The organism is Gammaproteobacteria bacterium (assembly GCA_016705365.1).
Classification (GTDB): Bacteria; Pseudomonadota; Gammaproteobacteria; order Pseudomonadales; family UBA5518; genus UBA5518.
On record JADIYI010000008.1, the window covers coordinates 1,225,351 to 1,248,825 of the forward strand.

General features: G+C 62.8%; 18 protein-coding genes, 1 tRNA gene and 1 pseudogene. 6 read left to right on the forward strand and 14 right to left on the reverse strand.

Features of this window, described 5'->3' with window-relative positions:
• Positions 1-8: 8 nt before the first annotated feature.
• From IPF49_13310 to IPF49_13335, 6 genes are read right to left on the reverse strand one after another with little or no spacing between them, the layout of a single operon-like run.
• Positions 9-1,178: an acyl-CoA/acyl-ACP dehydrogenase gene (locus IPF49_13310; GenBank protein MBK6288587.1), complete on the reverse strand. Its 1,170-nt coding sequence runs from the start codon at positions 1,176-1,178 to the stop codon at positions 9-11.
• Between the two features lie 30 nt (positions 1,179-1,208).
• Positions 1,209-2,780 carry an AMP-binding protein gene (locus tag IPF49_13315; protein MBK6288588.1) on the reverse strand — a complete coding sequence of 524 codons (1,572 nt, stop codon included), beginning with the start codon at positions 2,778-2,780 and terminating at the stop codon, positions 1,209-1,211.
• A 26-nt stretch (positions 2,781-2,806) separates the two neighbouring features.
• Entirely contained in the window at positions 2,807-3,256 is a 450-nt protein-coding gene (locus IPF49_13320; GenBank protein ID MBK6288589.1) for a MaoC family dehydratase N-terminal domain-containing protein, read from the reverse strand.
• Positions 3,257-3,277: 21 nt separating this feature from the next.
• Entirely contained in the window at positions 3,278-3,700 is a 423-nt protein-coding gene (locus tag IPF49_13325; GenBank protein ID MBK6288590.1) for a Zn-ribbon domain-containing OB-fold protein, read from the reverse strand.
• A gap of 5 nt (positions 3,701-3,705) precedes the next feature.
• Positions 3,706-4,899: a thiolase family protein gene (locus tag IPF49_13330; protein ID MBK6288591.1), complete on the reverse strand. Its 1,194-nt coding sequence runs from the start codon at positions 4,897-4,899 to the stop codon at positions 3,706-3,708.
• A gap of 44 nt (positions 4,900-4,943) precedes the next feature.
• Positions 4,944-6,560 (reverse strand): FAD-dependent oxidoreductase, encoded by a 1,617-nt coding sequence (locus tag IPF49_13335; protein MBK6288592.1) that lies wholly within the window; start codon positions 6,558-6,560, stop codon positions 4,944-4,946.
• 524 nt (positions 6,561-7,084) lie between these two features.
• Between IPF49_13335 and IPF49_13340 the strand changes: the two genes are divergently transcribed.
• The 4 genes from IPF49_13340 (at position 7,085) to IPF49_13355 (ending at position 11,118) form a co-directional block, all read left to right on the forward strand.
• Complete coding sequence (locus IPF49_13340) at positions 7,085-7,654, forward strand: YceI family protein (GenBank protein MBK6288593.1); 570 nt, start codon at positions 7,085-7,087, stop codon at positions 7,652-7,654.
• 256 nt (positions 7,655-7,910) lie between these two features.
• Positions 7,911-8,888, forward strand: a complete 978-nt coding sequence (locus IPF49_13345; GenBank protein MBK6288594.1) for a c-type cytochrome — start codon at positions 7,911-7,913, stop codon at positions 8,886-8,888.
• A 26-nt stretch (positions 8,889-8,914) separates the two neighbouring features.
• Positions 8,915-10,333: a cbb3-type cytochrome c oxidase subunit I gene (locus tag IPF49_13350; protein ID MBK6288595.1), complete on the forward strand. Its 1,419-nt coding sequence runs from the start codon at positions 8,915-8,917 to the stop codon at positions 10,331-10,333.
• Positions 10,312-11,118 carry a hypothetical protein gene (locus IPF49_13355; protein MBK6288596.1) on the forward strand — a complete coding sequence of 269 codons (807 nt, stop codon included), beginning with the start codon at positions 10,312-10,314 and terminating at the stop codon, positions 11,116-11,118. Before IPF49_13350 ends, IPF49_13355 begins: the two co-directional genes overlap by 22 nt.
• Here the strand turns inward: IPF49_13355 and IPF49_13360 are convergent.
• On the reverse strand, positions 11,115-12,599 hold the full coding sequence (locus tag IPF49_13360; GenBank protein MBK6288597.1) for a GAF domain-containing protein: 1,485 nt from the start codon (positions 12,597-12,599) through the stop codon (positions 11,115-11,117). The two genes, IPF49_13355 and IPF49_13360, sit on opposite strands and share 4 nt — an antisense overlap.
• Positions 12,600-12,897: 298 nt before the next feature.
• Here IPF49_13360 and IPF49_13365 point away from each other — a divergent pair, with 298 nt between their 5' ends.
• Positions 12,898-14,184 (forward strand): CoA transferase, encoded by a 1,287-nt coding sequence (locus tag IPF49_13365; protein MBK6288598.1) that lies wholly within the window; start codon positions 12,898-12,900, stop codon positions 14,182-14,184.
• Between the two features lie 99 nt (positions 14,185-14,283).
• Here the strand turns inward: IPF49_13365 and IPF49_13370 are convergent, their stop codons facing one another.
• On the reverse strand, positions 14,284-15,285 hold the full coding sequence (locus IPF49_13370; protein MBK6288599.1) for an LLM class flavin-dependent oxidoreductase: 1,002 nt from the start codon (positions 15,283-15,285) through the stop codon (positions 14,284-14,286).
• Positions 15,286-15,490: 205 nt separating this feature from the next.
• Between IPF49_13370 and IPF49_13375 the strand changes: the two genes are divergently transcribed.
• Positions 15,491-16,750 (forward strand): MBL fold metallo-hydrolase, encoded by a 1,260-nt coding sequence (locus tag IPF49_13375; GenBank protein MBK6288600.1) that lies wholly within the window; start codon positions 15,491-15,493, stop codon positions 16,748-16,750.
• A gap of 282 nt (positions 16,751-17,032) precedes the next feature.
• Here the strand turns inward: IPF49_13375 and IPF49_13380 are convergent.
• From IPF49_13380 to IPF49_13405, 6 genes and pseudogenes are all read right to left on the reverse strand, one after another.
• Positions 17,033-17,109, reverse strand: a tRNA-Met gene (locus tag IPF49_13380).
• Positions 17,110-17,239: 130 nt separating this feature from the next.
• Positions 17,240-19,633 (reverse strand): DEAD/DEAH box helicase family protein, encoded by a 2,394-nt coding sequence (locus IPF49_13385; GenBank protein MBK6288601.1) that lies wholly within the window; start codon positions 19,631-19,633, stop codon positions 17,240-17,242.
• Entirely contained in the window at positions 19,630-20,637 is a 1,008-nt protein-coding gene (locus IPF49_13390) for a Fic family protein (GenBank protein ID MBK6288602.1), read from the reverse strand. The genes IPF49_13385 and IPF49_13390 overlap by 4 nt, the downstream gene beginning before the upstream one ends.
• A gap of 95 nt (positions 20,638-20,732) precedes the next feature.
• On the reverse strand, positions 20,733-21,158 hold the full coding sequence (locus IPF49_13395) for a hypothetical protein (GenBank protein ID MBK6288603.1): 426 nt from the start codon (positions 21,156-21,158) through the stop codon (positions 20,733-20,735).
• Positions 21,159-21,375: 217 nt separating this feature from the next.
• Positions 21,376-21,634, reverse strand: a pseudogene (locus IPF49_13400) (MloB).
• A 43-nt stretch (positions 21,635-21,677) separates the two neighbouring features.
• On the reverse strand, positions 21,678-23,474 hold the full coding sequence (locus IPF49_13405; GenBank protein ID MBK6288604.1) for a DUF262 domain-containing protein: 1,797 nt from the start codon (positions 23,472-23,474) through the stop codon (positions 21,678-21,680).
• Between the last annotated feature and the right edge of the window lies 1 nt (position 23,475).

Here is a 23,475-nt window from a genome sequence, read left to right on the forward strand (position 1 = left end):
GCTGGGTACTACTTCGTCGGCAGGCCCAGGCGATTCGAGATGTTGTTTTTCTGCATGTTGGAGGAGCCGCCGACGATCGGCATGCAGATGATGTCGCGCACGTAACGCTCCATGTCGTAGTCACGCGCGCAGCCATAGGCACCCATGACCCGCTGGCAGGTCAGCACGATCTCCACGGCGGTATCGCCAACGAAGAGCTTGGCCATCGAGCTCTCGACGCTGCAGTCGCGTCCCTCCGTCGCGAGCCACGCGCCGTGGTACAGCATGTGGCGGCAGGCCTCGAGCTTCGTGCGTGCCTCGACGAGCATGTTGCGCACGGCCTGGTGGGAACAGATCCTGCGGCCGAACTGCACGCGCTCCTGCGAGTACTGCCAGGCGTCCGCGACTGCGGCTGCCGCAATGCCAAACGCTGTCGCGGTGATTTCCAGGCGTTCGATGTCCAGCCCGCGACCGACCAGCATCGGCCACCCCTTGTTCCAGGCCTCGGGGCCGCCGACGATGTTCGCGAGCGGTACCGTGACGTCGTCGAAGATCACGTCGGTGGTCTCCGCGTAGCGCAGGCCGATGTGGTCGATGTCGACGATGGTCAAGCCGCGCGACTTCGTCGGCACGAGCACCAGCGAGAGGTTGCCGTAGCGCTCCGTCTTCGGCCCGCTGCGCACCAGCGTGTAGACGTAGTCGGCGATTCGCGCGCCGGTGACCCAGCGCTTCGTGCCGTTGATGACGACGGACTCGCCGTCCGCGCCGAGCGTGGCCGCGACGTTGACCGAAGCCAGGTCGCCCCCGACGTCGGGCTCGCTCAGGCCGTACGCGAACAGGATCTCGCCGCGCGCGAACTTCGGCAGCAGGTCGGCCTTCTGTGCCTCGCTGCCATTCTCGAGGATGTTGAGGGCACCGTAAAACGCGCAGTGGATGAACGGCCCGGCCAGCGACGTGCCGCGCTTCGCCAGCTCTTCGATCACGACGATCGCCGACAGGATGTCGACGCCGCTGCCACCATATTCTTCCGGGACCGCCAGCGCCGTGACCCCGAGATCACAGAGCTTCCTGAACGCCTCGCGCGAATGACTCGCGTTCTGGTCGAGCGTGCGCGCCAGCTCGCGCGGCATCTCCTTGTCGACGAAGCGCCGCAGCGTGTCGCGCAACATCGTGGTCTGTTCTGCTTCATCGAAATTCATGGCGTTTCCTTGCAGTAGTCGGCGACACGCTCAGACATTGCGCGTGCGTCCGCTCCAGTAGCGTGCACGCAGGGCCTTCTTGTCCACCTTGCCGAGGTTGGTAACCGGAATGGCCGCGACGAACTCGATGGACTTTGGTGCGGTGAGACTGCCCTTGCGTGACTTGACGAACTCGATGAGTTCGCCCTTCGTCGCGCAGTGCCCCTGGCGCAGCACTACCAGCGCCTTGACCTCTTCGCCCCAGCGCTCGTGCGGCACGCCGATGACCGCGGCCTGCGCCACGGCCGGATGCTCGAACAGCACGTCCTCGATCTCGCGTGGGTAGACGTTGAAGCCGCCGCTGACGATCATGTCCTTGCGGCGGTCGACGATGGTCAGGTAACCCTCGGCGTCGCGGCGTGCGATGTCGCCGGTATGCAACCAGCCGTCGCGCAGGGTTTCAGCGGTCGCGGCCGGGTCATCGAGGTAGCCGCTCATCACGTTGGGCGCGTCCGCCACGATCTCGCCGGGCTCACCCTCCGGCACGTCATGACCCTGCTCGTCGAGCAGGCGGATCCGCGTCGGATGGGTGGGAATTCCTGCCGACGCAAGGACCATGGCCTGGCGCACGGGGTCGGCCACGACGTGCAGTTCGCGCGGCAGTGACGTGAGCGCCATCGGCGCTTCGGTCTGGCCGAAGAACTGGGTGAACACCGGCCCGAACCTTTCGATCGCCTGTTTCAATCGTTCCGGCGCGATCGCAGCAGCACCGTAGAGCACGTTGCGCAGGCTGCCCAGGTCGAATGCGTCGCGCCGCGGGTGATCGAGCAGGATGTAGATCATCGTCGGCACCAGCAGCGTTGTCGTCGCGCGCTCGCGCTCGATCGTGCCGAGCAGAAGCTCGGGGTCGAAGTGGTCGAGGATCACGCAGCGGCCCTGGCGTAGCAGCACGGGCAACAGCAGGCAACCGGCGGCATGGGTGAGCGGCGTCGCGAACACGAAGGTTTCGTGCCAACCCAGGCCGAAGTCGAGCAGCTCCATGTAGTACGTGAAGACGAAGGACCGATGCGACAGCATCACGCCCTTGGGACGCCCGGTGGTTCCTCCGGTGAAATAGATGCCCGCCAGGTCCTCCGGGTCGATTGGCGCGGCGCGCGGCGTCGCGTCGTGCGCCTGCAGCAGCGCCTGCAGGTGCAGGTGTCCCGCCGGGACACGGCCCGGCTCTTCCGAGACGCAGACGTAGTGCTGCACGGTCGTCAGCTGCGGCTGCATTTCGAGGACGCGCGCCGCCAGCTTCTCGTGGTAGACCAGTGTCGTGCAGCGCGCGAAGTTCATCATGTAGACGTGGTCATCATTGGCGAGCAACACCGCGAGCGGCACGCGCACTGCACCAATGCGGGCGACGGCGAATTCGCAGGCGACGTACTCCATGCAGTTCGCCATCAGGAATGCGACGCGGTCCCCGCTGCCGAGGCCAACCGCCGCGAATGCATTGACCAGTCGCGCCGCGTTCTCTCCGAGTTGCCGATAGGACATCGAACGTTCGCCCTGGGTGAGCGCCGTGCGGTCCCCGCCGAGCCGCACTGCCCGTTCGTACAAGTCCGCTACCGTCTGCTCGATCATGGCCACTCCCGACAGCGGCAGCTGTCTCAGCCACGCATGTGAAACATCATCTTGTAGTCGAACGCCATGACTTCCTCGTCGCGCTGGTTGCGCACCGTATAGCGCCACACCTGCACGCCCCTGCGGGGATTGCTGGTCGACTGTTGCCCGCGAACTTCCACGATGACGCGAACCGTGTCGCCCAGCTTCACCGGTTTCAGCATCCGCATGTCGTCCACCCCCAGCCACGCGATGGCAGCTTCGCCGCCGATGCCGGCGAGGGAGACGAGTCCGACGGCGAGCCCGAAGATCAGCGGCCCATGAACCAGCCGCTCGCCGAACTGTGTCTTCGCGGCATATTCTCGATCCATGTGCAGGGGATAGAAGTCGCCGGTCAGGCCGGCCCAGGTCACGATGTGCGCCTCGGTCAGCGTGATGGCGGCTGTTTCGAACAGCTCACCGACCTTGAAGTCGTCGCCGTACTTCTTCTGTGTCACGGGAAACTCCTTGCGCTCGGTTCAGCCCGGTACTGGCCGGAATTTGGGCAGCGTGAACTCCTCGTTCAGGCGCTCGAACGTGACCTCGACCGGCATGTCGCAGCGCAACCCGTCGAGCTCGCATTGCACGATGTTGGACAGCATGCGTACACCTTCGGCCAGCTGGATCACGGCCACCACGTAAGGCACGTCAGGCGCAAAGGCGCTCGGCGCATTGTTGTAGACCACGGTATAGCTGTAGACAGTTCCCCTGCCCGATGCCTGCACCCATGCGAGTCGCTCCGAGAAGCAGTGCGGGCAGGCGGCGCGCGGATAGAACACGCGCTCGTGGCAGTCGTCGCAGCGCTGGATCATCAAGCGGCCCGCCTTGGCGCCGTCCCAGAACGGTCGCGCCCATGGGTTGACGATCGGTGCCGGCTTTGGCTTGGTTTCCTGCGTCGCCATGGCCATCACCCTCCCGGGATCATGTTGCCGAGCACCGTCACCTGGGCGTCCATGTAGGTGCCGCCGGTGGCGGTCTCGAGCGCGAACCGCACGTCCGGCACCTGCCGCGGCCCGGCCTTGCCCATGACCTGGCGCGCCGCCTCGATCAGCAGCGACACGGAGCCCCCGGCACCAATGTGCCCCTTGGAGAGCATGCCGCCGTCCGTGGTCGTGGGGATCCGTCCACCGGGCCAGGTCTCACCGCGCAGGAACATGCCCCCGGCTTCGCCGCGCCCGCAGAGGCCGACTTCCTCGAACGCGATCAGCTGGTAGATCGGGTAGGAGTCGTAGATCTCCGCCACGTCGATGTCGCCCGGGCCGATGCCAGCCTCCTCGAAAGCCTGGCGCGCGGCGCGCGCCCAACCGAACCGTGTCAGGTCCGGCTCCTGGGAATACGCGAAGTGCGTGACCGCCCCCCCGTCGCCGAGGACGTAGGCGGGCCGTTCGCTCAAATCGCGAGCACGCTCGGCGGACGTGACGATGAAGGCACCGCCACCGTCGAACAGCATGTTCGATTGCTTGGCGCGCAGAGGCGTGGACAGCATCTTCGACGCCATCACTTCCTCGATGCTAATCGGCGTACGAAAGAATGCGTGCGGGTTCAGCTCGGCCCACTTGCGGTTCGAGACACACACCGCCGACAGTTCCTCATCGGTGCACCCGGTTTCGTGTTTGTAACGGGTCGTGGCCAGTGCGGCGACCGTCGAGTAATGCTGGCCGAATGGTACCTCCCATTCCGCCGAGATGCCTGCGGTCGAGAACAGGTCGATTCCACCCTGTGCCGTGACGCCTGTGCCGAGCTTGTCCGTGTGCACGAACAGCACCCCGCGGGCGCGGCCGGTCTCGATGAGCGCGCTCGCTATCCTGAGCGCATTCGTGCTGCTGGATCCCCCCGAGAACACCTGGCAGTTGCTGGTCACGCCGTTGAGTCCAAGCTCCTCGACCAGCCGCGCAGTCGCGAGTTCGTTGCTGAACTGGGAGCTGTACAGCGAGCCCGTCGGGATCACGAAATCGATGTCGTCCTTGTTGATCCCGGCGTCGAGGATCGCCTGTCGCGCCGAATCGAGCGCAAACGCAATCGCGCCCTTCTCCGGAAATCGACCGGTTGGCACCTCGCCGATGCCGACGATCGCGGTGCTGCCTCGCGTTTGATGAGCCATCCTGCCTCCGGCCCGCATGGGCTCCGGCCGCCTAAACCCGGCGCTCAGGCTGCGCCAGCCTCGAGGTCGGGAATTCCGCGGTGAAAGTCGGGCATGATTGTCGACTCCAGGTCGCTGCCCTTCATCGCGTCGACGCACATGACGGCCGACAGGGCCGCGCCGTCGACACCCCCGCCCCACAGACGCCGCCCGTACTGGTCACCCGCAAAGTACAGGCCCTTGACCCACTGCGATTTCACGTCCGGCCGATTCTCGCCGACCGGACGCCACAGCCCATACGCCTCCGGACTGGGCGTCCACATAATGAACTCGACGTCTTTGTCCCAGGTCGGGAACGCCTCCCGTGCCCATTGCTCGCACAACTCGATGACCCGATTGACACGGTCCGGGTTGCGCATTTCCTCATCCGTCAGCGCGGTCGAGAACAGATACTCACGCTTGCCCGGCGGCCCGCGTTTCGCAGTACCGCTGTTCCAGGCGGTAAAATCGCACATGACCATGTCCACCGCACCGATATAGCCCTCGCCGCGGATGACACCCGGCATGTAGACGAACGAGCCTTCCTCGAGACCGAGGTCCGGCATCAGGCTGCGCGTCGTGCCGCACCAGCCCGTGAGCAGGCCGGCACCCCAGAACTTCTTCTCCAGGGTTTCCACCCATTGCGCCGGGAAGTTCTGGCGCGGCAGCACGCGGAACATGTACTTCGGCGGAATGGTGCAGATCACCTTGTCGGCCCGGATGATCCGGTCGCGCTCGTACTCGTTGTCCTCGGACTTGATCCGCACACCACGGACCACACCGTCCTCGATGATCACTTCCCTGGCCGGCGTGCCGCGCAAGACGGTGCCTCCATGCGCGAGCAGGACCTTTTCGAACTGCTGCGGAATCGCGATGCAGCCCGGCGCGTCGGCGGTCGCCACCGAGCCACTTACGAGGTTCATGCGGATCCGGTTGGCGATCGCCATGTAGCCGAGGAAATCGCCGGCCGGGGTCATCATCGGCTCTGCCTGCGCGGTCTGCGAGGCCGCCAGTACCTTGATGTAGTCGTAAGCCTCGGGATGCATGCTGCGTTGCTCGAGCCAATTCTGCAGCGGCACGTTCATGACGCGGGCCATGTCCTCGAAGCTCGTGCGTGCCATGTCGCCCAGCTGCGTCATGGTGGCATTGAAGCCTTCCTCGGACATCCACGGGTAGGGCTGGCCCTTGTGCACCTGATAGGCCTTGCCCGGCTTGCCCTCGCCCTCCCAGGCGATGAAGCCGAGACCGCGGTTGAGTGGCAGGTTCCACTGCACGCCCAGGTGCTTCATGAGGCAGTCGACGCGGCTCTTGTTGCCCCAGAACAGACCGTGCCCGCCTGCCTCGAACGTGCGTCCATCCAGCAGGCCTTGGTCGAAGATCGTTTCGATGCTCGGCGTGCATTTGCCGAGGTAGCAGTGCGCCAGCGGCAATGCCTTGCGGAATGCCCGGGCGTCCATCTCGATGCCGTCCGCGACCACCTTGTTGCCGCGGCCCTCGAAGGAGAGCGTCCTGCCGCCGATGAACGGCGCACGCTCCAGCACCAGCACGCGCTCCCCCGCATCGCGCGCGAGCAGTGCTGCCGCTCCCAGGCCGGCCACACCGGCGCCGATCACGATAGTGTCGAATTTCTGGTCTGCGTGCATTACGTCGCTCTCCGCAAGCGGAACCGGGCAGCCCTTGTCCGGTTCCGAGTCTGGCCACAGCCCCTGACGATCCATCCGTAGGCTCAATGTTCGCAGCTATCATAGTTTTATAAGTTGCGTTATGCAAGTAGCAATTAGCGGCCTGAAAATGGTGTCGCAAACCGATGCCACGAGCTCTTGCGCTCGCCATGATGCGGAGTGCGAGGGCGTGCTGAGGATCTGCAGACGCAGATTTTCGACGGCACACTGAACTTCCTGGCGACCAATGCCTCCGAGACGACTTCGCAGGGTGTCAGGACGGACCGGAGCCGATGAGCGCAATCAATCCCGGCCAGCGCCCCCTGCGGGTGGCCCGGTATGCATGAATGCGCGGCATCCCCCTGAATTCGCGGCCGCGCATCCAGTTGATGCGATCCAGCATCGGCTCGAGTACCATCCGGCATTACCCCTGGCGGGCGCCGTGAATGGCCGAGCCGTCGCGGCGAATGTCCTGATTTTGCACACACCCAACACGGGAAAGACCGATGCGCAGACCGATCATCGCCATTGCACTGTTGCTGGGCTGTGCGTCGGCCGGCGCGCTGGAACGCTACCTGATCGATACCGAGGGAATGCACGCGGCGATCGAGTTCCGCATCCAGCACCTCGGTTACAGTTGGCTGAGCGGGCGTTTCAACACCTTCAGCGGATGGTTCGAGTTCGACCCCGCGCTGGTGGGGAGCAAGGTCGAGGTGTTGATCGACACCCGCAGCATCGACAGCAATCACGCCGAGCGTGACGAGCACCTGCAGGGGGTTGATTTCCTCGATGTGACACGCTTTCCGGAGGCAAGATTCGTCGGTACCCGCGTCGAGGCGGGTGAGGGGGGGCGCTTTGCCCTGCACGGCGATCTGACCCTGCACGGTGTCACGCGCGCGGTGGTGATCGATGCGCGCGAGATTGGCAGTGGTGCCGATCCGTGGGGTGGCTTCCGGCGTGGCTTCGACGGCAGCACGACGCTGAAGCTGGCGGATTTCGGCATCGATTTCGATCTCGGTCCGGCTGCGCGCGAGGTGCAGCTGCGCCTGTCGGTGGAAGGTGTGCGCCAGCCCTGAATATGCGGGTCGAATGCTCGAGCCGTGAGGTGACGCAGACTCGGGCAATTGGCTGATTGGGCGCCAGCCCGCATCCAAGGGGAGGCCGCCCACCAGTCCCCCTTCTCTCCAGAGCTCACCGATGGTGCGGGATGACCACATCCCGTCACGGCCAGCCCCGGCAATCGCGCGCCGTGTGCTTTGACGGCCAGTTAAGTTTCCTGTAAGTCCGCGTGCCTACACTCCTGCCCATTATCGGCCGAACACAAGTGACAACATGCGATATTCACTGCTGTTCATGGTTCTGCTCAGCACCAGCATCGGCTCGGTTGCTGCAGCCGCAACGGCACCTGACGGTGCGGTGGTGTTCGAAACCCATTGCACCGGCTGCCACAGTATCGGCGGTGGCGATCGAGTGGGCCCCGACCTGGCCGGTGTGAGCCGGCGCCGTGAGGCGGACTGGCTGCGGCAAATGATTCGTGACCCCTCGGCGATGATCGCCAAGGGCGACCCCGTTGTGACGCAACTGGTCGATCGCTACAACCGCATCGTGATGCCGAATCTCGGACTGGACGAAGCAAAGACCGAGGCACTTCTGGCCTATCTGAGTGAGCGGGATGCGCGCGGTACGGAGGCCGTGCCGGCAGTGGCGCCCGCGGTGGTCTATGACACGCCTGCGATGCTCCAGCCGCAACTGCGTGTGTGGCGCGTGTTTCTAAGTATCAGCGCCGCGATCGTTCTGGTGTTCGGCGTGGTCGCATTCAGCACGCGCCGGCCGCGAGAGGTGGATACCGCGCGCGCGTACGGAGTCCGCCGGGTGCTGTTCCTGGTAGCGCTGGTGGCCGTGGTCGGTGTACTGGCAATGACACTGCCCGATGCACCATATGCAGCGCAGAATGACACCGTGAACGACGCCGTGGACCGCGTCATCTACGTCACCGGCCGCCAGTTCGAATTCATATGGTCGGACGAACCCATAGCGAGCCGGGAAGACATCGAGCGGGTGCCGAGGCTGCGGGATGTCGTGCTCGATCGGGATTCAACGGTCGAATTTCGCGTTTCGAGTCTCGACGTGAACCATGGCTTCGGCCTGTACGGGCCCGAGCGGCAGCTGGTCGCGCAGACCCAGGCGATGCCAGGTTATGTCAACCGGTTGCGGGTGCACCTCGATGAGCCCGGGAGTTATATCGTGCTGTGCCTCGAGTACTGCGCGGCGGGCCACCACCGTATGCGCAGCAGCCTGACGGTACGATGATTGTCCTGAACCAGGAGATTCGAGCGATGCAGAGAGTCGATCCGATCACGCTGCGCTGGATGCTGGTGGTTTTCCTGCTATTTCCGGTGCTGATTCTGCTCGGTGCGTTCATGCGTTCGGTGCAGGGCGGTCATCTGGCAGCGATGGAAGCGTGGTTTTATCCAATGATGACCCTGCATGGCGTCGGCATGGTCGGTGTGTGGTACGTCGCCGCGATGGCCATTTCAGCGGATCTGCTCCTGCGCTATGTGCACCCCTCCACCGGAGTGGCGAACTTTGCGCTGTGGGGAACCGTGACCGGCGTGGTTCTGCTGCTCGTCAGCGTTTTCGTCGGGCGCTTCGCGGGCGGCTGGTACTTCCTCTATCCATTGCCGCTGAAAGGGCAGTGGGAGCAGTGGGCGGCATTGATGTTCCTGCTGTCGCTGACTGTCCTGGGCGCGTCCTGGTTGATCTGGACCCTGGATCTGCTGCGCGCGATCGCGCGCAGATACACGCTGGCGCATGCGCTCGGCTGGCACTACCTGGCGGGCCGCAGCGAGCCGCACCTGCCCCCGGCGGTTCTGATCATCACGGTCAGTCTGATTGCATCGGTTGCCGCACTTGTCTCGGCGGTGATTCTGCTCGTGCTTTATTATCTGGAAGTGTTCTTCGGTATCACCAACGACCCGTTGCTGATGAAGAACCTGACCTTTTTCTTCGGCCATACGGTGGTCAATCTGGCGATGTACCTCGGTGTGGCTGCGGCCTACGAGGTGCTCCCGGAATATGCCGGGCGCCCCTGGAAAACCAACACGATTGTCGTGATCTCCTGGAATCTGGTCCTGCTGATCGTGTTGTTCGCGTATTTCCACCATCTCTACATGGATTTTGTCCAGCCGGGTGCCCTCCAGTACGCCGGCCAGATCGCCTCATATGCGAGTGCAATCCCGGCATCGGTCGTCACGTTGTTCGGTGCGCTGTTGCTGGTGTTCCGCGCGCCGATGCGCTGGACCCTGGCGTCCATTCTGCTGGTGCTCGGTTTGGCGGGATGGGCCATTGGTGGTATCGCTGCCGTGATCGACTCCACGATCAGCGTCAACGTGCGGTTGCACAATACCCTCTGGGTGCCGGCTCACTTCCATACCTACAACCTGGCCGGATTGGTGTTTCTGGTGCTGGCCTATTTTCAGCATATCTGCCAGAAAGCCACGGATCTGACCGAGAGCCCGGTGTTGCAGCGGGTGGCGGTGCTGGCCATGGTGATCGGCGCTTATGGGCTGTTTTTCACGTTTTACCTGGCTGGAGCCTATTCGATTCCGCGCCGGTTCGCCCTTTATCCGGCAGAGTTGGCGCACGGCACCACCTACGCCCATTGGGGGATGTTGTGCGCACTGCTGTTCCTGCTTGGTTTTCTCACCTACCTGGGCGAGACCGGGAGGCGTTGGTGGCGGGCGGTGACCGACTGAGCACTCGCCCGGTTGTGCGCCTGCTGCTCCTGCTCGGACTGCTCGCGCCAACGTTGCCATCGCGAGGCCAGGAGTACCAGGAGTTGGAGACGCTTTCCACTACGCGTGCCGAATCGCGCATCGAGGGACGCGCCGTACCCGACATACCCTTACGACTCGCTGACGGCCGCGAGGTGATGCTCTCGGAGTTCGGTCGCGGACAGAATCTGCTGCTGACGTTCTTCTACCGTCGTTGTGCCGGTGTGTGCACACCCTTTCTGCAGTGGATCGCGGACGCCACCACCGAAGTTGGCGGTCTCGGCACCGATTACCGGATTCTGGCGTTGAGCTTCGACGAGAGCGACGGGATTGCTCAGCTTGCGGGACAGGCGCGCGCGCTTGGCTTGCAGAATCATCCGGACTGGCAGTTTGCCGTGACCGAGCGCGATGCGCTGGCGAGGATCACGGGTGCTCTGGAATTCTGGTTCCGTCGACAGGGCGGGTCGGACCAATACGATCATGGTTCTCTGCTGGTGGCGGTTCGTGACGGCCGCGTGGTGCGCGCGCTGCGGGGAGGTCCGCAAGAGACCCAGCGGTTGCGCGAACTGGTGTGGGAACTGCGCGGGTCAGTGATGCCGTATTACCCGATCGCCGCCGGGCCTGCACTGCGCTGCGTGACCTTCGATCCGGGCGACGGTCGACTGAAGCTGCACTGGGGCATACTGATCCTGGTACTGCCGGCCTTGGCGTCACTCATGACCGCATGGGTGGTATTCCGGCCCGGGACGGCAACTGGCATCCGTTAGCGAGCTCCAGGCATGCGTGGCGCCATGGAGTCATCGCCACACCTCGCGATGAGATCCTGCAGATCGCTCTCGACGTCTGCGCGCTCGCGGGCTTCGAACAGCGCTTCGAGCGCGGTCTCGGTGCGTCCCTCGTGCAGATACAGGTCCACCAGCATTCTCAGCCCCTCACGGTACCGCAGGCGAAAGTACTGTCGATGCGGTTCGAAGGCGATGTCCTCGGCATCGGCAAACAGCTCGCCGCGATACAGGGGCAGGGCTTGTTCCAGGAAGCGGATTGCCGCATCTGGATTGTTTTCACGCAAACGCGTGCGAGCGGCATCGATTGCATCGGAAAACACGAAAGCATCTATTGGCCCGAGCGCATCAATATCCAGTCGATAGTTGCCGTGACGCTGCGTGATCAACGTTCCGCGGTGTTGCGGCAGTATGGTCGCCAGCGTGCTGCGCAACGCGTTGATCGTCACGTGGAGCCGGTTCACGCCGGCATACCAATGCGCATCCGGCCAGAGGCGCTCCACCAGCACGTCGCGCTGGAGAGGCGCACCGCGGGCCAGTACCAGGTGACGCAACAGGTCGAGTGCCTTGCGGCGAGGAAATGCGTCCTGCGCCATGCGGCGGTTGTCGTGTTCGAGTTCGAGCGGTCCGAAGCAGCGCAGCACACATTGCGGCAGTGACGGTGCGTGGGGGCGTGCGGCATGCCGCGCAGCCTCGATCAGAAGCGATTGAATGCCCTCGACCAGGTGCAGTGCCCAACCGAGTGGAATCGAGCCCTGTTTCCAGGCCACGCCAAGGTACCCCATCGGATGTGCCCCATCCAACAGGGGCACTCCGATAATGGTCTGGATTCCGCTGTGCTTGACCGCATCGCGCAGAAATCGGTCGTCTTCCTGCAGCGAAGACGTGCACAGTGGTTGGCAGGTTTGGATGATCTTGCCGGGGTACCCCTGGCCAAGCGGCATGCGGGTACGTTGCAGAAAAGCCTCCCGGTCGGCTCCGACGCAACCACGCAGCACGACCTCTTCGCGCTGACCCTCGAGGAGGAAGAGCTCACAGTCCGCGGCGCCGCATGCATGGCGGATCGCATCAAGGATCGAGTTGAGTGGCTGTGTGGCCACCCAGTGGGTCAGCGCACCGCGCACCAGGAGACCTTCGAGCGTCGCGCTGCCGGGATCGCTGCGGACGATCCGGTCCGGATTCAGCCATACGATCCAGCCACGCTGACCGTTGCCGACCGGTAAACGGCTACACATACCTGTGCCAAACAGCCCCGCGTTCTGGTTGTGACAGCTGCCCGTGCAGCCCCACGATTCCATCGTCTCCCAGCAATGGCGACCCAGTGTCCGCTCCGCTGGCCGCTCGAGGGTCCGTGCCGTGACATCGGGCCATCCGGACACGCGCAGTTTGTCGTCGACCAGAAAATAAGGTCGGAACCAGGCATCGTCGGTTGCGAGCGTCGCATCACTCTGGGCGGTTGCAGTCACATGGCCCCCGGGTAAATGAGCGAGACCGGGAGATCATAACGCGCGCTGGTGCGCGCGGCGAGCCCTTGTCCTGCCCGCAGCGGAGCACGATGCACAAGTCGATGGTACTCGAGTACAGCGTATAGATGGTGTTGCCATGGTTCCATGGCAAAGCTGTGTTGCGCATGGAGCGTGCGCGCGGTGTGGATGCTTGCACGGAAAGGACTGCGGGGGATGTCAACCGTCGAGGACAAATCAAGCAGGCAAGCAGGCGTGTGCGCGTGTAGGATGGCTCAATCGACACTCGAGGTTATTTTCCATGGATGTACAACTGTCAGGCTCAGCCCAAGGCCCGCTCAAGGGTATCCGCGTCATCGATATCACCTCCATGATCACCGGCCCATTGTGCAGCCAGCAGTTGGGTGACCTCGGTGCCGATGTCATCAAGGTAGAGCCCATCCACGGGGAGGTCGCACGCTGGATGGCGCCGCCGCAGAAGGCGGGCCTCAGCGGTTTTTATACCCAGATGAATCGCAACAAGCGCAGTCTCGCACTGGACCTGAAACATCCCGAAGGCATTGCCATCGTCAAAAAGCTGGCGCAAACCGCAGATATCCTGGTGGAAAATTTTCGCGGCGGTGTGCCCGACCGACTGGGTATCGGCTACGAGGACCTGCGCCTGCTGAACGAAAAATTGATTTATGTATCCATCACTGGCTTCGGCCCTACCGGACCCTATTCCCACAAACCCGCTTACGATCCCCTGGCTCAGGGCCTGGTCGGCATGATGCATATCCAGGGCATGGCCTTTGGCGGCAAGCCGCAACTGATCCAGTCCGCCATTGTCGACAAGACCACGGCGACCACTGCCGCCGGGGTGGCGATGGCCGCGCTTTACGCCCGCGATCGCCCCGGTGGCACCGGGCTGGGTCAGCGCGTGGACGTACCGATGATTGACGCCTGGGCCACCAACTCATTGCCGGACATGATGCCGGTAGACAGCTTCGTGCCCAACGATATGCAGGACCCGGCGCCACTGGCGGTATTGCGCACCTTCGAAACCGGTGACGGCTTCGTGGTGGGCATGGCACTGCAGGATAACCACTTCCGGAACCTGTGCCAGGCACTGGAATGCAGCGAACTGCTGGAGCGGGAGGGAATGCGCAATGTGGGCGAGCGCATCGCGGACTTCGGTCCCTGGCTGGAGGCCATCGGCGAGGTGATGAAGCGCTTCACCACTGCCGAGTTGCTGTTGCGCCTCGACGCCGTAGGCGTCCCCTTCGGACCGGTTAAAACGGTGCGCGAATTCGCCGAGGATCCGCAGGCCAGGCACAACCGCACCATCTTTGACGCCGAGCATCCCGAAGCCGGCACCATGCGCTATGTGCGTTACCCGGGGCATCTTTCCGCGACGCCCGCCGCCCTCTACCGCCACCCCCCGCGACTGGGTGAGCACAGCCGGGAAGTGTTGCGGGAGGCGGGGTACGGCGACAGCGACATTGAGAAACTGTTACACGACAAGGTGGTCGGCAGCTTCCAGACGCCGGTCACCGAGTCGCGACACAGACCTGCGCTACCCGCGGGTGAAGGCGCCGGAGCGGGCTGATCGTGCAGTTCATTGATCGGCCCGGCTGCGTGTGCGGTACGGCTGCACCTGTCGGTGGACGGTGTGCGGCAGCCCTGATACGCGGAGCGAACGCTCAGACTATGAAGCGACGGTGCCGGGCTCGAGACCAAAAGCCCGGGCCAGCAGTTCGAACGAGTGCAGCCGGTCCCTGAAATGGAAGGTATTGCATACCGCCATCACCTCGTCGGCCCGGTAGCGGCGGGCGAACTCTTCCACCCGCTCGCGCACGGTTTCCGCGGTACCCACCGCGCGGGCCGCTGAAACACCCTGCACAAAGGCGTGCTCCTCGGCACTGAATCGATGTTGCTCCGCTTCCTCGGGCGAGCACACCTGCACCGCGCCGCGTTGGGTCAGGAAGCGGATATAGGTGAGATCGGCCGCGCGCGTCATGGCCTCGGCCTGTTGTGTGGTGTCGGCGCAGAATACGTTCATCGCGATCATCACGCGCGGTTCGCGCTGCAGCACGCCGGGGCGAAAGCGCTGGCGATAAAGCTCCACGATGCGCGGATCGAATTGCGGGTTGATGAACAATGCCACGCTGTAGGGCAGGCCGAGTTCGGCCGCGAGCAGTGCGCTGTCCGCGCTGGTGCCGAGCACCCAGACCGGGATCGATCCGTACGGCGTCGGCCCCACGCGCGGCTTGAAGTCGGGGCTCCACAACGCCTCGGTCAGGGTTTTCACCAGCTGCGGGAAGCGTTCGAATTTCGGGCGTCCGTCAGTAGCCAGCGCGATTGCCGCGTTCATGTCCGCGCCCGGTGCACGGCCCACGCCGAGATCCACCCGTCCGGGATACAGGTTCGACAACACCGCAAAGTTCTCTGCCACCTTGTAGGCGCTGTAATGCGGCAGCATCACGCCGCCCGAGCCGATGCGGATGCTGTGGGTCGCGGCGCCGATTGCCGCCAGCAGCACCTCGGGCGAACTGCCCGCGATCACCGGTGAATCGTGATGTTCCGATACCCAGATGCGGGCATAGCCGAGCTGCTCCACGAAGCGCGCGAGTTGCAGCGTTTCGGCAAGCGCGGTGCGGGCGTCGCTGCCGGCGCGGACGATGGACTGGTCGAGAACGGAAAGCTGCATCGGGTCTGTACCTGGATCGTGAGCGAGGGCGGGTTTGTGCGGCCGCGCCGTGGCGGCCGGCGCAAGAGCATAATGAGGTGCGCACGGCGCGGTGATCAAGACTATTTGATCCGCAACGGCGCACAGCGCACGGCTTATGTGAAAAACTGCCCGCCAGCGCACGGCGGAGCGCTGTTCACGTACTTTTCCATAGTTGGAGGCACCGATGGATATCGTCAGGCAACTGGTCGAGAGCCGACCGGATTTTTTCGCGAACCGATTCGCGCATCTCGAACGGGCGGCGCGGATCAACGATTTCATCCATGCCTCGCCGGGCTCGACCTGGGCGTACATGCTGCTGACCGAGGCGGGACGCATCATCATCAACACCGGTCTCGGCATCGAAGCGGCGATCCACAAGAAAGCCTTCGATGCAGTCTGTGCCGGCCCCACGCCGTATATCGTGTTGCTGCAGGGGCACGTGGATCATCTCGGCGGTGTGAACCGGTTTCGCGAGCCCGGCACCCGGCTCATCGCCCAGCGCAACAACGCGGCGTGCCAGCGCGATGACGAGCGCATCCGCCCGCTGCGCCAGCGCCAGTCCTCGATCTGGTTTGGCGAGCAGATCAAGGATATGGCCCGGCTGGCGGGCCAGCCGGGGGCGGACTTTCACCAGGACCAGCCGTTGCCGGATATCAGTTTCGATGACCGGCTCGAACTCGAACTCGGAGGGCTCAACCTCGAACTGCTGTCGGTGCCAGGCGGTGAAACCATCGACAGCTGCGCGCTGTGGCTGCCCGAGCACGGAATCGTGTTCAGCGGCAACATGTTCGGGCCGCTGTTCCCGCATTTCCCGAATTTCAACACCATCCGCGGCGATCGCTACCGTTTCGTGGAACCCTACCTGGAGTCGCTCGCGCGGGTGCGTGCGCTCGAACCCGAGATGCTGATCCCCGGCCGCTTCGAGCCGGTGGTGGGCAGGGAACTGATCCGCAGCTGCCTCGACCGGCTCGAGGCGGCGGTCCGCCATGTTCACGAGGCAACGCTGGAGGGAATGAACCGGGGCACGGATATCTGGACCCTGATGCGCACCATCGACTTGCCCGAATCGCTGTATGTCGGACAGGGCTACGGCAAGGTGAGCTGGTGCGTGCGCACGATCTGGGAGAGTTATATGGGCTGGTTCAAGGCCGAGGCCACCAGCGAACTCTATCCCACGCAGCCGCGCGAGATCCATGCCGAACTGGTGGCACTTGCCGGCATCGATGCGGTACTCGCGCGCGGCAGCGAAAAACTCGATGCGGGTGACCCCGAGGCCGCCTGTCTGTTTGCCGAGGCGGCGCTGGCGCAGGACCCTCACAACAACATGGCCCTGCAACTGTCGCTCGCCGCGCATCGGGCGCTGCTGGCGCGCTCGGGCGCGAAAAACTTCTGGGAGACCGGGTGGCTGAAGAACGAGATTGCCCGGTTGGAGCGCATGCTCTAGTTCGTGGACCCACGCGAACCCGCTCACAATTGGGAAGCTCACAAGTCCGATCGAGACAACCCGGATTCAGCGTTCAGCCGGGGATGCCCAGCGCAGAGGGCGATTTCGGCAACGTCCCTGCCGAGCGCAAGACAAACGCTCCTCGCCTTGAATACGCTGCACCGTTTCAGCTTGGCGATCAGGCAACCGCTTGTGCTTGTAACGGGTTGCAAAGCTCACCGTGGCAACCGCACGAAAGCAAGCCAATGGCGCCGGAGAGTCGGAAAACGAACGGGGGAAAAGTGGTAGCGACGGGTGGACTTGAACCACCGACCCCAGCATTATGAATGCTGTGCTCTAACCAGCTGAGCTACGTCGCCACGGGGCCGCAATTCTGCGGATTCGGGTCCGAGGTGTCAATGTGCAAACTTGCGTCTTCACTGCATGGCGCAACCGGGATGCTGAGCTCCGCGGTCAGGGTCTGCAGTTGCCACGACTCACGTTTCCAGGTTACGCCGGCTCCATATACAGATAGCGCTGAAACCCACTGAACACCTTTCCGATCTGTTCCGGCCTGCCCAGGTCGGCCACCGCATCCGGAAGCGAGTCGTGATACTTCAACTTCAGCAGCGGCGTCAGCTTCGCCTGATCCAGTTCCTCCACCCCGATCGCCACATAGTGCGACAGCACGAAATCGAGGAACACCTTCTGCCTCGGGTTGAAGACCTCGCTGATGACCGCCATCGCACGATCCACCCGTTCTTCGCGGGTGAGCGGTTCCAGGGCATAGGCCACATGCGCCAGCACATCGAACAGGTCGCTCTTCTCCGCGTCGATGATCTTCTGCATCTCGGCGAGCTGGTCCTTGCCGAAGCCTTTCTCGGCCAGGCCTTCCAGCAGCTTGCGGCGGGTATCCGGCGCGCTCCAGAGCTCCCGCAGTTCGTCTTCGTCGGTGAAGAAATCGGGCAGCTTGCCGAACAGCGCCTCCATGAACTGCTGCGCCGACATCGGTGTGCCATCCGGGTGCCAGAAGCTGGTGACCACCATGTGCTGAATCGTGCGCGACTTGCCATCAGCCAGCTTCACCTTCGCTTTCTTCTTGCAGACGCAGGGACGCTGACCACACTTCAGACACGGGTCTTTCGCGCATTCACAGGGCGACTTGCCGCAGAGATAACAAAGCGGTGGCGGCTCCTTGAAGCAAAGGCACGGCGCCGAATGGCACTTCTCGCAAATCTCCGGCTCAATCGGCTCACCATCCCATTCCGGGTCGCTGAAATGATGATACGCCTTCACGAAGTCGTGGATCGTGAAGTAGTCCTTGCCGTCATAGAGCCGGGTGCCGCGCCCGATGATCTGCTTGAACTCGATCATCGAGTTCACCGGCCGCAGCAGCACGATGTTGCGCACGTTCCGCGCATCCACCCCGGTCGAGAGTTTCTGCGACGTGGTCAGGATGGTCGGAATGTGCTTCTCGTTGTCCTGAAAATCCCGCAGCCATTGTTCGCCCAAGGCCCCATCGTTGGCCGTCACCCGATGGCAATAGTTCGGGTCGGTGCCGGTCTTGATCTGGTTGATCAGATCGCGGATCGCCAGGGCATGATCCTGCGTCGCGCAGAACACCAGCGTCTTTTCCCGCTGGTCGATCAGTGACATGAAAATCTCGACGCGCTTCTTCTCGCGCGCCTTGATCTCGATGATCTTGTTGAAGTCGCTTTCCTCGTAGCGTTTACCGGCCTCGACCTCGCCTTCCACCACAGTGTCGTCTGGCGTATAGACATACTCGTCGAGGCTGGTCGTAATCTGCTTGACGCGGAATGGGGTCAGGAAGCCATCGTTGATGCCGTCCTTGAGCGAATAGATGAACACCGGCTCGCCGAAGTAGGCATAGGTATCGACGTTGTCCTTGCGTTTCGGGGTGGCGGTCAGGCCAAGCTGCACGGCCGGCGCAAAGTAGTCGAGGATGCCGCGCCAGTTGCTTTCGTCGTTGGCCCCGCCCCGATGGCATTCGTCGATGACGATGAAATCGAAGAAATCCGGCGGATACTCGCCGAAATAAGGCGAGGGGTGACCGTCCCTTTGTGGCCCGCTCATAAAAGTCTGGAAGATGGTGAAGAAGATGCTGCCGTTCTTCGGCACCTTGCCCTTCTTGCGGATATCGGCCGGGTCGATTCGCACCAGCGCCTTGTCATCGAAGGCTGAAAAGGCGTTGTAGGCCTGGTCGGCCAGAATGTTGCGGTCCGCCAGAAACAGGATGCGCGGTCGCCGCGTCGGTTCGCCCTCGTTCTTCCCGTCGGCCAGATTCCACCGGCTCTGGAACAACTTCCAGGCGATCTGGAAAGCAATGAAGGTTTTTCCGGTGCCGGTCGCCAGCGTCAGCAGGATGCGCTCCTGCCCGGCCGCAATGGCTGCCAGCACTCGCTCGATGGCGATGTCCTGATAGTAGCGCCCCTGAAAGAATCCGCCCTTGTCCTCGAACGGCACGGACGCAAAGCGATCCCGCCAGGCACTCTTGCTGACGAAGGTGCGCTTCCACAACTCCTCGGGTGACGGGAAGGCGGCAATTTCGCCTTCCACCGCCGTCTGCATGTCGATGCCGTAGATGCCCTGCCCGTTGCTGGCGTAGGTGAAGCGCAGCGCCAGCTTGCCGGCGTAGTCCTTGGCCTGTGCGACGCCCTCGGTCAGCGCCTTGTCCCACGCCTTGGCCTCGACCACTGCCAGCTTGGTATTGCGGTATTCCAGAACGTAGTCGGCAGTGAGCGGCTTGCCGCGCTTGCCCGCCCCTTCCAGGCGCCCGAGCGTGATCGGATACTCGCGCCGGATGCGGCTGCCGTCGACCGCGCCCCAGCCTGCCGCAGCGAGGGCCGGATCGATGTGCTCGGCGCGAGTTTCAGCTTCGTTCATGCGTTCTTCAATACATAGCGGCCGGTCTTGTTGCCGCCGACCTTTTCGACCACGCCGGCATCCAGCAGCGGGCGCAGCAAATCCATCGCCCCTTGCCGCGACACGTCCAGCGCTGCCCAGATCTCTGACGGTGCCATGCCGCCGTGATCACGCAACAGATGCAGCAGTTGTTCCTGGCGTGGACGCAAAATCAGCTTCTCGGCGGAACCCACCTGCACGGTTTGAATTCGCAGCCAGACCCGTTCCAGCGTTTGGCGCAATCCCGCCGCGCAATACTCCAGCCATGCGCTCAAATCATCCCCGGCCTCGGGCACGCCTTGCAACGCCGCATAGTAGGCGGGCCGATCCTCCCAGTAGTACTCGTCCACGGCAAAGATGTGATGCGTGTCGAAGCCTCGCCGGTAGAGTTCCCACAGCGCCAGCGCGCGCCCGGTACGGCCGTTGCCATCGGCGAAGGGATGGATCGCCTCGAAGCGGTAATGCAGGATCGCCGAACTCAGTACGGGCGAGAGCTTTGCCGCCGCGCCATTCCACCATTCCAGCAACTCGAACATCAGCCCCGAAACCGCATCGGATGGTGGCGGACGGTATTGCCCGACGCGAACGTTGATCATTCGGTACTTCCCGGCCTCGCCCTGGTCCATTACCTCGCCGGCCAGAATTCGGTGCAGTTCGAGAATATCCGTATGGCCGGTCTTCTTTTTGCCCGCATGCCTTTCCACGTAGCGCAGCCCGGCGAAATAATTGATCACCTCGCGCTTGGGCCGGGCGCCGGGAGTGGAAAGTTCGCGTCCTTCTTCCAGCGCACGCACCTGTTCGAGCGTCAGCGGGTTCCCCTCAATGGCGGTCGAGGCGTGGACGTTGCGGGTCCGGGTGTCTTTTTGCAGGGCGGGAATCCAAGCCAGATCCACCACCGCATTCTGGATGCGCTCACGCAACGCCGCCACCTGCTCGACTTGCGCCAGCAGGGCCGGGGTGATGGTGAACGAAGGGACATAGGCCATGACGGCAGCCTAAGTAAAAGCCGATAATCAGTCAAGTATCAGTCAAGTTATGAGTCAAGCCGAGTTGAAAGTCGGCGCTGGCAGGACGGCGGGATTTAGGATTTCTTCGTCACCTTGCGCGGCGGCACCTTTCCCGGCGGCAGGAAGTTGTCACCCGTCACCACCGATTTGCCGGTTTTCGCCTCCAGCGCCTTGCGCGCCTGCTTGGCGATCGCGCCGCCCTTGGTGGCGGCGTCGGTGTTTTCGGCCAATCCGGTGGCCTCGTCCGTCTCGGCAATCTGGCGTGTCGACAACTCCGCCAGCGCCGTGAAAATCAGTCGGTTACAGTTTGTAACCGACTGACTGCCTTCCTTGACCAGTCGGTTTTTCAGCACCTTCCAATAGTTTCGGGCTGCCTGATAGTCCGGCTGCTGGGTAAGCACCTGCATGATGTCGACCACAGAGAACCACCAAGTCTCGGTTTCCTCGTCATAGACGCGGCGGATGGCTTGAGTCTCGAAGAATGCAGGTTGTACCGACATGGGATGATTCCTTAGAGTTGCCCACTGAAGGCTTGGTGCAGGAGGGATTTTTTCAGGTTGTCGAGGGCGACCAGCTTTTGCTGGTAGAGGGATTCGAGGCGTTGGGTTCTGGCATGGTTCATGGTGCGCCCGGGTTTGCCTTAAAGCACTTAGTTAATTGATATAAAAGCAATTTTTAATGCGTCGCCGGTCAGGCTGGGTTTGCGTTAAAGCACTCTCAAACCCAAAACGGCAGGTAGCGGGCATAGCGGGTCGAGCTGGTTTCCGACTCGTCTGCCTTGATCGCACCTGCGTCCTTGGCCGCACCGATCACCAGCGAAACCGTTGCCGCCTTCGACTCCGGCATGCCGTAGGCCGAAGCGCTCTCGCAGCGACTGGTTCGACATGCGCCGGTTGCTCACATACATCAGGCAGCAATGCTGATAACACGCCCGAACCCGGTCGGTCTTGCTCATCGCAGCAAAGTCCTGATGGGCATTTTGACCTTCACTTCGACTGCTGCCGGTAAAGGTGCGCTCATCACAACACCTCAAACCAACTCTTGATCTTCAACGCCATCAACTTCCGCCGCTCCTCCAGAAACGCGCCAAACTGCTTGATCTCCCCATCCAGTATCGCCGCCGGAATGCAGTTCGCCGCCAGATTGGCCGCCATTTCCACCTTGTCCGTAATCCCGCCGTATTTCTTCGCGCCGCCACTGCACTGCTCCGCCAGTTCCTTGAAGTAGCGGGCCGGCGGTTTGGCGCCGATGGCGATGTTGATTTCGCTCTGGGCGACGACGTAGTTGGCGATCTGGTTATAGGTTCCCTTGGTCAGCTTCTGGTCTTTCAGATACTGGCGTGGATAGACGTGATGCACATCGGCCCGGTTGAGCAGCAGATCGGTCACAGTAATGTCGCGCGACAGGAAGCCCTTGTCGCCCAGCTTGGCCTGCGCAGCCTGGTAGCAGATGAAATACGGGCTGTTGATCGACGAGGTATCCATGAACTGCGGCAACATCCCGGTCCAGAAGCTATCCGGCAGTTCGTTCGGAATCACCGACTCCACAAAGGCCAGCACGCCCCGGCTGTCGACCTGGCGAATGTCAAAATCAAAGGTTGATTCCGGCGACCCGCTGTATCGACCGCGCAGCACCGACATCGCATACCAGCGGCGCACCGCCCGCTCCAGATCGGCCGGCGGGATTCCCTCGGCTCGGCCACGCAGGTAAAGGATATAAGCGAAATTGAGTGCGTTCTGGCTGTTGATCAGCTTGCTGGTAATGAAGCCCGCCGAGCGCAGGATCATCGTAATACGGTCGAAATGTGTCTTGTTGATGAAAGCCAGGATACCGTTCTTCAACTTGCCGAACGACTCCTCGGCAATCGCCTCCTCATACTGCTTGGACTCGAAGTTGCGGCCCGACAGCAGGGCCACCAGGTCCTGCAACTTGCCGCGCCCGAATTCCGAGGTGAAGGCCACCCGCAGCATGTCGGTGTAGCTCGGGTCGTAGATGTCGTCATTCACATCGGCGATCCACTTCATCTTGTCGAAAAACTCCGACTCGACAAACGCTTTGTCGCCCTTCCTGATCTTGCCCAGAAACTCGGGCGCCACGGCCAGATGGCAGAAGTAGTCGATGGCCTTGCGTAGCATGTTGCCGCCAAAGGTCTCATTGACGGCGATCTTCGACATTGCAAAGTCGGCCTGCGAGAGCGGCGACCCGGCCGAATTCACGCGGATGAAGATTTCTGTCACCGTCTCGATGTCGAGGTTCTCCGACAGTTCGATGATGCCGACGTGGTTATGGACGATGCCGCGCAGCTTCTCAATGATTTTGAACACATCATTCTGCGACACACCGGTATTCGCCGAGCAATAGTCGCTGACCAGCTGGAATACGCTGACCGCCGGGTCGAACACTGCGGCCACATCCGGCAGCCAGGCCGCGTTCTTTCGGATCGCCGGATTCGCCACCTCGAATGCCTCGATCTGCGGGTTGAAGGCGATGCGGATTTGCACCGTATCGTAGTCGTCATTTAGTACCTCTATGCCCATCAGGGCCGCCATCAAGGCCGTCACCCGCTGTTGCCCGTCGATCAGGATGCGCTTGCCGGCCGAGGTGGTGCCGTCCTTCAGCTTGACTGTGTGGTTGCGCCACGCGATCAGATAGCCGACCGGATAGCCCTGATACAGCGAATCCAGCAGGTTGCGCACCTTGGTCGCTTCCCAGACAAACGGTCGCTGGATCTCCGGAATGGCGATCTCGCCGGACTTGATCCAGGTCAGAATGGTTTCGATAGGATGCGGTGTGACGGTATAGCGTTGGGTGGACATT

Excerpts from the sequence above, each read along its gene's own strand:
- IPF49_13370 (MBK6288599.1), bottom strand. The coding sequence starts at position 15,285 with ATGCAGCTTTCCGTTCTCGACCAGTCCATCGTCCGCGCCGGCAGCGAC.
- IPF49_13390 (MBK6288602.1), bottom strand. The coding sequence starts at position 20,637 with ATGGCCTATGTCCCTTCGTTCACCATCACCCCGGCCCTGCTGGCGCAA.
- IPF49_13330 (MBK6288591.1), bottom strand. The coding sequence starts at position 4,899 with ATGGCTCATCAAACGCGAGGCAGCACCGCGATCGTCGGCATCGGCGAG.
- IPF49_13340 (MBK6288593.1), top strand. The coding sequence starts at position 7,085 with ATGCGCAGACCGATCATCGCCATTGCACTGTTGCTGGGCTGTGCGTCG.
- IPF49_13365 (MBK6288598.1), top strand. The coding sequence starts at position 12,898 with ATGGATGTACAACTGTCAGGCTCAGCCCAAGGCCCGCTCAAGGGTATC.
- IPF49_13345 (MBK6288594.1), top strand. The coding sequence starts at position 7,911 with ATGCGATATTCACTGCTGTTCATGGTTCTGCTCAGCACCAGCATCGGC.
- IPF49_13350 (MBK6288595.1), top strand. The coding sequence starts at position 8,915 with ATGCAGAGAGTCGATCCGATCACGCTGCGCTGGATGCTGGTGGTTTTC.
- IPF49_13405 (MBK6288604.1), bottom strand. The coding sequence starts at position 23,474 with ATGTCCACCCAACGCTATACCGTCACACCGCATCCTATCGAAACCATT.
- IPF49_13325 (MBK6288590.1), bottom strand. The coding sequence starts at position 3,700 with ATGGCGACGCAGGAAACCAAGCCAAAGCCGGCACCGATCGTCAACCCA.
- IPF49_13385 (MBK6288601.1), bottom strand. The coding sequence starts at position 19,633 with ATGAACGAAGCTGAAACTCGCGCCGAGCACATCGATCCGGCCCTCGCT.
- IPF49_13335 (MBK6288592.1), bottom strand. The coding sequence starts at position 6,560 with ATGCACGCAGACCAGAAATTCGACACTATCGTGATCGGCGCCGGTGTG.
- IPF49_13315 (MBK6288588.1), bottom strand. The coding sequence starts at position 2,780 with ATGATCGAGCAGACGGTAGCGGACTTGTACGAACGGGCAGTGCGGCTC.
- IPF49_13375 (MBK6288600.1), top strand. The coding sequence starts at position 15,491 with ATGGATATCGTCAGGCAACTGGTCGAGAGCCGACCGGATTTTTTCGCG.
- IPF49_13310 (MBK6288587.1), bottom strand. The coding sequence starts at position 1,178 with ATGAATTTCGATGAAGCAGAACAGACCACGATGTTGCGCGACACGCTG.
- IPF49_13395 (MBK6288603.1), bottom strand. The coding sequence starts at position 21,158 with ATGTCGGTACAACCTGCATTCTTCGAGACTCAAGCCATCCGCCGCGTC.